Raw genomic sequence first — 7311 nt, 5'->3', positions numbered from 1 at the left:
AAGCCTCGCGAGTTCTCGCGGAGTTCAGCCTTTCGGAGCTGTCAAAGACAGGAAGAAGATGATCTCGACCACGTCGCCCTCGGCGAGCACGCGCGCCGGGAATTCCTTCGGGTCGAGGAACTCCTCGTTCACCGAGACGGTGACGAACTGCGGGGTGTCGACCTTCCTGATCGCGAGGAGCTCGGTCACCGTGGTGCCTTCAGGCACTTCCAAGGCCTTGCCCTGAACTGTGATTTTCATCTGAATTGTCCTTCAATGTCTTTTCAAAGGGGGCGGGACAGACTTCCCCCGGCCCCCGGTGTGTTCCGCTGCCTCTCAGTCGACGAGCTTCTTGACCCACAGCAGGTGCGTGCCGTCGGGCAGGTCCTCGCGCGCGAGCACTTTCTGGCCCTCGGCCTCGAAGCTCCTCGGGACGTTCCCGAGCGGCTCGCCGCCGTTGAGCTTTATTTCGAGCACGTCGCCCACGTCGAGGCCGTCAAGCGCGACCTTGGCCTTGACGAACGTGATCGGGCAGGTGACGTCGGTGATGTCGACGCGGTCGGTGACCTCAAAGTCCTTCTCTGTCATCTCCGGCCTCCTTATTCCGTCTTCCCGTCCGCGGCATCGGCGGCATTGGCGGCCGCGATCGCCTGGCGGAAGTCCTCGATCAGGTCCTCCGCGTCCTCGATGCCGACCGAGACGCGCACGGTGTCGGGGAAGACGCCGGCGGCGGCGATCTGCTCCGGGGTGGAATGGGCGTTGATCGTCTTCTCGGGCGCGATCACGAGCGTTCTCACGTCACCGATGTTGGTGGCGAGGCAGACGTGCCTGAGCGCGTTCATGAAGCGGAAGGCGCGCTCGCGGCTGCCGAGGCGGAGCGTCACGATGCCGCAGCCGAGCCCGCGGAAGTCGCGGGCGATGAGCTCATGGTCGGGGTGACTGGCAAGCGTGGGGTAGGTCACCGTGACGCCGGGGAGGCCGTCCAGCGATTCGGCCAAGGCCTTCGCATTGGCGCAGATGCGCTCCATGCGCAGGCCCAGGGTCTCGAGGCCGTTGACCGCGAGGTACGCGTTCTGCGGCGCGATGCAGCCGCCGAGGTTCTTCCAGATGGCGTTCCTCAGCTGCGCCGTGAAGGCGAAGCGCCCGAACTTCGCCGAGTGGGCGAGCGCGCGGTGCTTCGTCGCGTCCCACTTGAAGTTCCCCGAGTCGATGATGACGCCGGAGATGGCATTGCCGCTCCCGGCGATGTACTTCGAGACCGAGTGGATGACGATGTCGGCGCCGAGCTCGATCGGGCGCAGGATCCAGGGCGTGACCGTCGTCGCGTCAAGCACGAGCGGGACGCCCGCGGCGTGGGCCACCTCGGCCACGGCCCGCACGTCGGTGACGGCGAGGCTCGGGTTCGAGATCACCTCGCCGAAGACGAGGCGCGTGCGCTCGTTGAGAAGGGGCTTGACGGACTCGGCCGTGAGCTTCGGGACGTAGTGCGTCTTCACGCCGAACCGTTCGAGGTCCTCGAGGAACTCTGCGGTGCCGCCGAAGAGGGCGGAGGAGGAGACGATCTCGTCGCCCGCGCAGACGAGATTGAGGATCGCCGTCGTGACGGCGGCCATGCCGGAGGCGCAGGCGACGGCCGCGAGGCCGCCCTCGACCTCGGCGAGACGGCGCTCGAGCGCGTCCACCGTCGGGTTCGAGCAGCGCGTGTAGGCGTGCCCCGGGACGCGGCCCTGGAAGACGTCCTCGAGCTCCTCCGCGCTCGGGTAGTGGAATGCGCTCGACTGACAGACGGAGGGCTGCGTGGCCCCGTAGGCGTAGCGGTTCACCGCGTTGCCGTGCAGAAGCGTCGTGTTGAATTTCATGGTGCTTTCCTTCTGAATTGTTGTTTTTTCGGGAATTCGCCGCTGCTCACCTCTTCTCCGGGAAAGAGATCGGTTCAAGGCCGCGGCCGGCATCGGTGTGTAAAAAAGTTCCTGGGGCGAAGGTCGCGGTCCCGCGTTGAGTGGAGTCCTCCCCCGGAGCCATGGGGAAGCGGGTCCAATGCCATTCCCGCTTTCCCTGGAAGCTCCGGGGGAGTCCCCGGACCGAATGCCTTCGCGTCTGTGTTTCCTTCTGTCGGCCTCCCTCAGACGAGCGCCCTGACGGCGCGCACGAGTTCGTCGACCTCGCCCTCGGTGTTGTAGATGCCGAGCACGGGGCGGACCGTCCCCTCGAGACCGAACTTCCTCTGCACGGGCTGCGCGCAGTGGTGACCGGCGCGCACCGCAATGCCGAAGCGATTGAGGTGCTCTCCCACGGCCGGGACGGGAACGCCGTCGAGCGTGAAGGAGAGGACCCCGGAGCGCGCGCGGGGGCTGCCGAAGATGTGAAGGCCCGGGATGCGGGCGAGTTCGGAGAGCGCATAGGCCGTGAGCTCGTGCTCGCGCTCCGCGACCGCGGCCATGCCGATGCCTCCAAGCCACTTCACCGTGGCTCCGAGCCCGACGGCGTCGGCGATGCTGCCGGTGCCGGCCTCGAACTTCGCGGGAGCCTCGTTGTAGACGGTCCGCTCGAAGGTCACGTCGCGGATCATGTTGCCGCCGCCCTGCCAGGGCGAGGCCTCGGCCCAGAGCTCACGACGCCCGTAGACCGCGCCGATGCCGTTGGGACCGTAGATCTTGTGGCCGGAGAAGACGAAGAAGTCCGCGTCGAGCGCCGTGACGTTCACGGGCAGGTGGGCCGCCGACTGCGCGCCGTCGACGAGCACCGGGACGCCGTGCCTGTGCGCGAGCGCGATGATCTCCGCCACGGGCGTGATGGTGCCGAGCGTGTTCGAGACCTGCGCGACCGTGAGGAACTTCGTGCGGCGCGTGAAGAGCGTCGGGAGCACGCGGAGATCGATGTCGCCGCGCTCATCCACCGGTATCACGCGGATCACGGCGCCGGTCGCCTGGGCAATGAGCTGCCAGGGGACGATGTTCGCGTGGTGCTCGAGCTCGGAGACCAGGATCTCGTCGCCGGGACGGAGCCTCGGGCGCACGAAGGCCTGGGCGACGAGGTTGATGCCCTCGGTCGTGCCGCGCATCCAGACGACGTCGTCCTTGCTCGGAGCCCCGATGAAGTCGGCCACCGCCTGGCGGGCGCCCTCGTAGGCGTCGGTCGAGCGGGCCGCGAGCTCGTGGGCCGCGCGGTGCACGTTCGAGTTCTCGTGGAGGTAGTAGTCGCTGATGCGGTTGATGACGGCGAGCGGTCTCTGCGTCGTCGCGCCGTTGTCGAACCAGATCACGGGCCTGCCGTTCACGTTCTCCGAGAGGATCGGGAACTCGGCGCGGATCGCCGAGAGCGACTTCGAGCCGATCACCGGGTCGCCGGACTGCTCGCGGGCGGCAGGGGCAGCGGGAGCTGCGCCTGCCGCGGTCGATTCAGCGGCGGAGGCCGGCACCACGCGCGGAGAGATCACACCCGCCGGGACGGCCGGCTGCGCAGGAGCGGCCTCGGCCGCTGCGGGAGCGGCATCGAATCCGGGCTCGGAGAAGCGCCGGGCGAGCTCGGCCCAGGGCGAGGCGTCGACGGCTCCGGGGGCGGAGAGGCGTCCGAGCGCGCGGGCGGCCTTCGCGGCGCCCTCGGAGAGCGTCGCGACATCGCCCGCGGCGGCCGCGTCAAGGCACTTGCCCGGATTGAACTCCGGGAAGTACCCCGCGGCGAGCCTCGCGAGCGTGTCCGCAGAGGGCAGACCGAAGGCCTCCGGGTTCTGGAGTTCAGTCCTCGTAGTCATGGTACTCACCCACTTCGACGTCCTCGAGCACCGCAATGGCGTCGTCGGCGAGGATCGCCGCCGAGCAGTAGAGCGAGAGGAGGTAGGAGGCGACGCCGCGGTCGTTGATGCCGGTGAAGCGCACGGAGAGCCCGCGGCCCGCCTCGTCCTTGAGGCCCGCCTGGTAGAGGCCGATCACGTCGCGCTTCGCCTCGCCCGTGCGGATGAGGAGGATGTTCGTCTTGCCGCTCTGGCTCTTCGGCTCCTTCAGGCCGTCGACGAGGAGCTTGTTCGAGGGCAGGATCGGGATGCCGCGCCAGGTGAGGAAGGTGCCGCCCTGCAGGTTCACGGTCGCGGGCGGGACGCCGCGCTTCGTGCACTCGCGGCCGAACGCGGCGATCGCGCGCGGATGGGCGAGGAAGAACGAGGGCTCCTTCCAGACCTTGCTGATGAGCTCGTCGAAGTCGTCGGGCGTGGGGGCGCCGGACGCGGAGCGCGGCTGGATGCGCTGGCCCGGGGCGATGTTCTTGAGGAGACCGTAGTCATCGTTGTTGATGATCTGGCTCTCCTGCCTCTCGCGCAGCGACTCGATCGCGAGCGCGAGCTGTTCCTCGGCCTGGTCGTAGGGCGAGGAATAGATGTCCTCGACCGCGGTCGAGACGTTGAGAATCGTGGAGATGTTGTTGAGGACGTACTCGCGGGGCTTCGTCTCGTACTCGATGTAGCCGGACGGAATCACCGCGCTCGGCTTCTCCTGGCTGCAGAGGACGTCGAGCGGCGTCTCGCCCTCGACCACGCGGTTGACGCGGTAGAGGCCCGTCTCGAGCCCCTTGAAGTCGAGGAAGCGTGTGAGCCACTTCGGCGTGATGGCGCCGTACTGCGGGCGGGTCTTCGTTACGTTGGCAAGGTTGTAGGCCGCGGCGCGGGAGAGCGCGTTCAGTTCATTGCGGCCGTTCGTCTGATCGGACATGATGGGTGTTTTCCTGAAAAAGCGAGGTTTGCGTTTCTGATGATTCTGTCTTTCACGGGATACGCGTCGTCACTGCGTCTCCCTGCTGTGCGTGTGTCCGGTCAGTAGCGGGGCATCGAGGGATCGACCTCGCGGGCCCACTCGTCGATGCCGCCCTCGAGGTTGAGGCACCTGCCCCTCCAGCCCGCCTCGATGATCGTGCGAGCGGCGAGGATGCTTCTCTTCCCTTCGCGGCAGAGGAAGATCAGGTCGGCCTCAGGGTCGAGCTCGTCCCTGCGGCGGGCGAGCTGTCCCACGGGAATCCACTTCGCGCCGGGGAACTTCGCGATGGCGCGCTCGTGAGGCTCGCGCACGTCGATGAGCTCGATGCGGTCGCCCCGGTCGAGCCGGGCTCTGAGCTCCTTCGCTGTGATGGAGTCGATCGGAATCCCGTCCTCGTCCGCCTTGTGCAGACCGCAGAACTCCTCGTAGTCGATCTCCTCGAGCCTCGTGATCGTCGGGTGCTCGCCGCATATGGGGCACGCGGGGTTCTTCTTCGTGCGGAATTCGTGGAACTTCATGCGCCAGGCGTCAATCAGAATCAGGCGCCCGATCAGCGGCTCCTCGGCGCCGACGATGAGCTTTATGACCTCGGTCGCCTGGATCGAGCCCACGAGACCGGCGAGCGAGCCGATCACGCCGCCCTCGGCGCAGGACGGGATCACCCCCGCGGGCGGGGGCGACGGGTAGAGACACCTCCAGCAGCCGCCGCGGCGCGCGTCGAAGACGCCCGCCTGGCCCTCGGTCTGGTAGATGCCGCCGAAGACGTCGGGCTTGCCGGCGAGCACGCAGGCGTCGCTGATGAGATAACGAGCGACGAAGTTGTCGGTGGCGTCCGCGACGATGTCGTACTGACTGATGATCTCAAGGGCGTTTTCCTTCGTGAGCCGCGTCTGGTGCACGACGGTCTTCACCTTCGGGTTGATCGCGCGCACGCTGTCCCGGGCGCTCGCGGCCTTCGGGCGCCCCACGTCGCGGGTGCCGTGTATGACCTGGCGCTGCAGGTTCGTCTCGTCCACGAGGTCAAAGTCAAGGAGACCGAGCGTGCCCACGCCGGCGCTCGCAAGGTAGAGCGCGAGCGGGGCTCCCAGGCCGCCGCAGCCGATGATGAGGACCTTCGCGGCCTTGAGCTTCTTCTGGCCCTTGACGCCCACCTCGCGCAAGAGGAGCTGGCGGGAGTAGCGCAGGATCTCGTCGTTTCCGAGCGTCACCTTCTCCGCGGGCACCTCAGCGGGCGCATCCGTTGCACCGGAGCCACCGGAGATCGCGGGCACGAGGAGGATCTCGGCGTCGGCGGGAAGCAACGCATCGGGGCCTCCGATCTCCTCGAGGGACTTGCTGCCGACGAAGAGATTGAGAAACCCCTGCACCTCGCCCGCGTCGGTGAAGAGCGCGGGGCGAAGCGCCGGGTGAATTTCGGCGAGGCGCTCGAGCGCCTCGCGGGCGGTGCGGGCCTCGACGGCCGCCTCGCGCTCGCGGCCCGCGAGGCCGCGCAGCGTGGCGGGAATGAGAATTCGGACGGTCATGATTGCTGTGGCATTGGAATCGGGATCCAGCGCACTTTCCCCGTTGAAAGGAGAGAAACGGGAAGGATGCGCCGGTCAGCTCAGAGCTTACAGGGTTTATACCTTTATTATTCCGATAAACGGAATGAATCAATCCGATTCGTGAGAAGATTGAGGTAATACCTGCGCCAGGTCAATCGCGCATCAGGCGCGCTGATGAATAAGAAAACTGTTGCAGTGGCACGGCTTCGCGCGCGACAATCTCAGTAACCGTCCGATAAAGGCGGCTTCAGGGTCGCCGCCGGATGACACAGGACTCTAGAAAAGGAGCTTTCACCATGCCCGGCAGAATCAGTGCAAAGGATGTGAAGGGTCTGCCCGCAGGGGCAGTGATCATCGAGGGCAGGCGCGTCGCCTTCCGCTACATCTTCAGGAAGAACGGCGTCCGCATGACCGAGACCGATCTGATCGGCATGGTGAACGACACCGACGAGTTCGTCCCGAACATGCGCTACAGCATCAAGCCCTACGCAAAGGAGGACCGTCCTCCCGAGCGCTGGGAGGATGCCGGCAAGCGCGCCGAGGCATTTGCCAGGCTCCGCGCCCGTGACGAGCTCGACGCCGCGAATCCGGGAAACCCTGCCGCGAAGCCCGCGGCGAAGAAACCCGCCGCGAAGGCGGCTCAACCCGAAAGGAAAGCCGAGGAGAAGCTCATGGCTGAAGCGAAGAAAAAGACTGTGAAGAAGGCTGCTGCCCCGAAGGCGGCGGAGCCCGAGAAGAAGGTCGAGGCCGAGGCCCCGAAGAAGGCGGTGAAGAAGGCCGCCGCTCCGAAGGCCGAAAAGGCCGCTCCCGCGAAGAAGGCGCCGGCGAAGAAGGCTGCGCCCAAGGCCGCCGAGCCCGAAGTGAAAGCCGAGGAGAAGCCGGCTGAAAAGGCTGCTCCCGCGAAGAAGGCCCCCGCCAAGAAGGCTGCTGCTCCGAAGGCTGCGAAGGCCGAGAAGCCCGCCGAAAAGGCCGCTCCCGCGAAGAAGGCTCCGGCGAAGAAGGCCGCCGCTCCGAAGGCCGCGAAGGCTGAGAAGCCCGCCGAGAAG

General features: G+C 66.9%; 7 protein-coding genes. 1 reads left to right on the top strand and 6 read right to left on the bottom strand.

The annotated features are described in order from the left end of the window. Positions 1–24: 24 nt before the first annotated feature. The 6 genes from thiS to moeB form a co-directional block, all read right to left on the bottom strand. A complete protein-coding gene (thiS, locus tag Q4F91_RS12280; RefSeq protein WP_303338011.1) occupies positions 25–240 on the bottom strand; it encodes a sulfur carrier protein ThiS in 216 nt (71 codons plus the stop codon). A 75-nt stretch (positions 241–315) separates the two neighbouring features. Beyond that, positions 316–567, bottom strand: a complete 252-nt coding sequence (locus Q4F91_RS12275) for a sulfurtransferase TusA family protein (protein ID WP_303338010.1) — start codon at positions 565–567, stop codon at positions 316–318. Positions 568–578: 11 nt separating this feature from the next. Next, the gene (locus Q4F91_RS12270) at positions 579–1838 is read right to left on the bottom strand and encodes an aminotransferase class V-fold PLP-dependent enzyme (protein ID WP_303338009.1); all 1260 of its coding nucleotides are present in this window, start codon (positions 1836–1838) and stop codon (positions 579–581) included. A 263-nt stretch (positions 1839–2101) separates the two neighbouring features. Continuing rightward, complete coding sequence (locus Q4F91_RS12265; RefSeq protein ID WP_303338008.1) at positions 2102–3730, bottom strand: cysteine desulfurase; 1629 nt, start codon at positions 3728–3730, stop codon at positions 2102–2104. After that, entirely contained in the window at positions 3714–4679 is a 966-nt protein-coding gene (locus tag Q4F91_RS12260; protein ID WP_303338007.1) for a family 2A encapsulin nanocompartment shell protein, read from the bottom strand. Before Q4F91_RS12260 ends, Q4F91_RS12265 begins: the two co-directional genes overlap by 17 nt. Before the next feature lie 101 nt (positions 4680–4780). Beyond that, complete coding sequence (gene moeB / locus Q4F91_RS12255; protein ID WP_303338006.1) at positions 4781–6244, bottom strand: molybdopterin-synthase adenylyltransferase MoeB; 1464 nt, start codon at positions 6242–6244, stop codon at positions 4781–4783. A 692-nt stretch (positions 6245–6936) separates the two neighbouring features. Between moeB and Q4F91_RS12250 the strand changes: the two genes are divergently transcribed. Beyond that, the coding region (locus Q4F91_RS12250) for a hypothetical protein (RefSeq protein ID WP_303338012.1) at positions 6937–7311 on the top strand (375 nt) is incomplete at its 3' end.

The sequence above is a fragment of the Sutterella sp. genome (assembly GCF_030539355.1).
Taxonomy (GTDB): Bacteria; Pseudomonadota; Gammaproteobacteria; order Burkholderiales; family Burkholderiaceae_F; genus Sutterella.
The sequence above is the reverse complement of the archived record's forward strand: the minus strand, read 5'-3'. Positions and strand labels throughout refer to the sequence as shown.

Excerpts from the sequence above, each read along its gene's own strand:
- thiS (WP_303338011.1), bottom strand. The coding sequence starts at position 240 with ATGAAAATCACAGTTCAGGGCAAGGCCTTGGAAGTGCCTGAAGGCACC.
- Q4F91_RS12275 (WP_303338010.1), bottom strand. The coding sequence starts at position 567 with ATGACAGAGAAGGACTTTGAGGTCACCGACCGCGTCGACATCACCGAC.
- Q4F91_RS12270 (WP_303338009.1), bottom strand. The coding sequence starts at position 1,838 with ATGAAATTCAACACGACGCTTCTGCACGGCAACGCGGTGAACCGCTAC.
- Q4F91_RS12265 (WP_303338008.1), bottom strand. The coding sequence starts at position 3,730 with ATGACTACGAGGACTGAACTCCAGAACCCGGAGGCCTTCGGTCTGCCC.
- Q4F91_RS12260 (WP_303338007.1), bottom strand. The coding sequence starts at position 4,679 with ATGTCCGATCAGACGAACGGCCGCAATGAACTGAACGCGCTCTCCCGC.
- moeB (WP_303338006.1), bottom strand. The coding sequence starts at position 6,244 with ATGACCGTCCGAATTCTCATTCCCGCCACGCTGCGCGGCCTCGCGGGC.